The organism is Vibrio sp. TH_r3, assembly GCF_033101115.1.
Classification (GTDB): Bacteria; Pseudomonadota; Gammaproteobacteria; order Enterobacterales; family Vibrionaceae; genus Vibrio.
The window spans coordinates 1-3,074 of record NZ_JAWMPW010000052.1 but is presented as its reverse complement, the minus strand read 5'-3'; the positions used below and the strand labels follow the sequence as shown (position 1 = coordinate 3,074).

General features: G+C 49.5%; 1 rRNA gene. It reads left to right on the top strand.

Going from position 1 to position 3,074, the window contains the following annotated elements:
• Positions 1–231 precede the first annotated feature (231 nt).
• Positions 232–3,074 (top strand): 23S ribosomal RNA (locus R3X26_RS18680); the annotation flags it as partial.

Genomic DNA, 3,074 nt, shown 5'->3' with positions numbered 1-3,074 from the left:
ATTATTCAAATAAAAGTTCTCAAATCCTATGACTCATTATGAGTGATAGGTACCAACACACATTCAAGTGTTCTTGGAAACAGCGAAAGCTGTTTATATTTGAGTCCGGCAAAATCGAACGTTGTCTCGCTCATTCAAATAATGAGACAACAATAAACACCTTGGTTGTTTGCCATACGCTTATTTATCGTCACGTCAGTGACAGTAAAAAGAAACCTCTTGGGGTTGTATGGTTAAGTGACTAAGCGTACACGGTGGATGCCTTGGCAGTCAGAGGCGATGAAAGACGTAATAACTTGCGATAAGCCCAGATTAGGTAGTAATAACCGTTTGAGTCTGGGATTTCTGAATGGGGAAACCCACTAGCATAAGCTAGTATTATTAACTGAATACATAGGTTAATAAGGCAAACCCGGGGAACTGAAACATCTAAGTACCCGGAGGAGTAGAAATCAACCGAGATTCCGAAAGTAGCGGCGAGCGAAATTGGACTAGCCCTTAAGCTTTTAATGATGCAGGTGAAGATTCTGGAAAGTATTGCGATACAGGGTGATAGCCCCGTAACCGACACATCATTTTAAGTGAAAACGAGTAAGGCGGGACACGTGATATCCTGTTTGAATATGGGGGGACCATCCTCCAAGGCTAAATACTACTGACTGACCGATAGTGAACCAGTACCGTGAGGGAAAGGCGAAAAGAACCCCTGTGAGGGGAGTGAAATAGAACCTGAAACCGTGTACGTACAAGCAGTAGGAGCACCTTTTTGGTGTGACTGCGTACCTTTTGTATAATGGGTCAGCGACTTATATTTAGTAGCAAGGTTAACCGAATAGGGGAGCCGTAGGGAAACCGAGTCTTAACTGGGCGTCGAGTTGCTAGGTATAGACCCGAAACCAGGTGATCTAGCCATGGGCAGGTTGAAGGTTGAGTAACATCAACTGGAGGACCGAACCGACTAATGTTGAAAAATTAGCGGATGACTTGTGGCTAGGGGTGAAAGGCCAATCAAACCTGGAGATAGCTGGTTCTCCCCGAAAGCTATTTAGGTAGCGCCTCGGACGAATACTACTGGGGGTAGAGCACTGTTAAGGCTAGGGGGTCATCCCGACTTACCAACCCTTTGCAAACTCCGAATACCAGTAAGTACTATCCGGGAGACACACGGCGGGTGCTAACGTCCGTCGTGGAGAGGGAAACAACCCAGACCGCCAGCTAAGGTCCCAAAGTATAGCTAAGTGGGAAACGATGTGGGAAGGCTCAGACAGCCAGGATGTTGGCTTAGAAGCAGCCATCATTTAAAGAAAGCGTAATAGCTCACTGGTCGAGTCGGCCTGCGCGGAAGATGTAACGGGGCTAAGCTATACACCGAAGCTGCGGCAATGAAGTTTACTTCATTGGGTAGGGGAGCGTTCTGTAAGCCGTTGAAGGTGAACTGTAAGGTTTGCTGGAGGTATCAGAAGTGCGAATGCTGACATGAGTAACGATAATGGGGGTGAAAAACCCCCACGCCGGAAGACCAAGGGTTCCTGTCCAACGTTAATCGGGGCAGGGTAAGTCGACCCCTAAGGCGAGGCTGAAAAGCGTAGTCGATGGGAAACGGGTTAATATTCCCGTACTTCTTATAATTGCGATGGGGGGACGGAGAAGGCTAGGTGGGCCTGGCGATGGTTGTCCAGGTTCAAGGGTGTAGGCTAATTTCTTAGGTAAATCCGGGAAATTGTTAGGCTGAGACCCGATGTCGAGTCACTACGGTGATGAAGTCATTGATGCCATACTTCCAGGAAAAGCCTCTAAGCTTCAGATTATAAGGAATCGTACCCCAAACCGACACAGGTGGTCGGGTAGAGAATACCAAGGCGCTTGAGAGAACTCGGGTGAAGGAACTAGGCAAAATGGTACCGTAACTTCGGGAGAAGGTACGCTCTTGACGGTGAAATCCCTTGCGGATGGAGCTATTGGGAGTCGCAGATACCAGGTGGCTGCAACTGTTTATTAAAAACACAGCACTGTGCAAAATCGTAAGATGACGTATACGGTGTGACGCCTGCCCGGTGCCGGAAGGTTAATTGATGGGGTTAGTCTTAGGACGAAGCTCTTGATCGAAGCCCCGGTAAACGGCGGCCGTAACTATAACGGTCCTAAGGTAGCGAAATTCCTTGTCGGGTAAGTTCCGACCTGCACGAATGGCGTAATGATGGCCACGCTGTCTCCACCCGAGACTCAGTGAAATTGAAATCGCTGTGAAGATGCAGTGTACCCGCGGCTAGACGGAAAGACCCCGTGAACCTTTACTACAGCTTGGCACTGAACATTGACCCTACATGTGTAGGATAGGTGGGAGACTATGAAACTTCGTCGCTAGATGGAGTGGAGTCAACCTTGAAATACCACCCTTGTATGCTTGATGTTCTAACTTAGTCCCCTAATCGGGGATGAGGACAGTGCCTGGTGGGTAGTTTGACTGGGGCGGTCTCCTCCCAAAGAGTAACGGAGGAGCACGAAGGTGGGCTAAACACGGTTGGACATCGTGTGGTTAGTGCAATGGCATAAGCCCGCTTGACTGCGAGAATGACAATTCGAGCAGGTGCGAAAGCAGGTCATAGTGATCCGGTGGTTCTGAATGGAAGGGCCATCGCTCAACGGATAAAAGGTACTCCGGGGATAACAGGCTGATACCGCCCAAGAGTTCATATCGACGGCGGTGTTTGGCACCTCGATGTCGGCTCATCACATCCTGGGGCTGAAGTCGGTCCCAAGGGTATGGCTGTTCGCCATTTAAAGTGGTACGCGAGCTGGGTTTAGAACGTCGTGAGACAGTTCGGTCCCTATCTGCCGTGGGCGTTGGAAGATTGAAGGGGGCTGCTCCTAGTACGAGAGGACCGGAGTGGACGAACCTCTGGTGTTCGGGTTGTCATGCCAATGGCATTGCCCGGTAGCTAAGTTCGGAATCGATAAGCGCTGAAAGCATCTAAGCGCGAAGCGAGCCCTGAGATGAGTCTTCCCTGGCACTTTACGTGTCCTAAAGGGTTGTTCGAGACTAGAACGTTGATAGGCAGGGTGTGTAAGTGCTG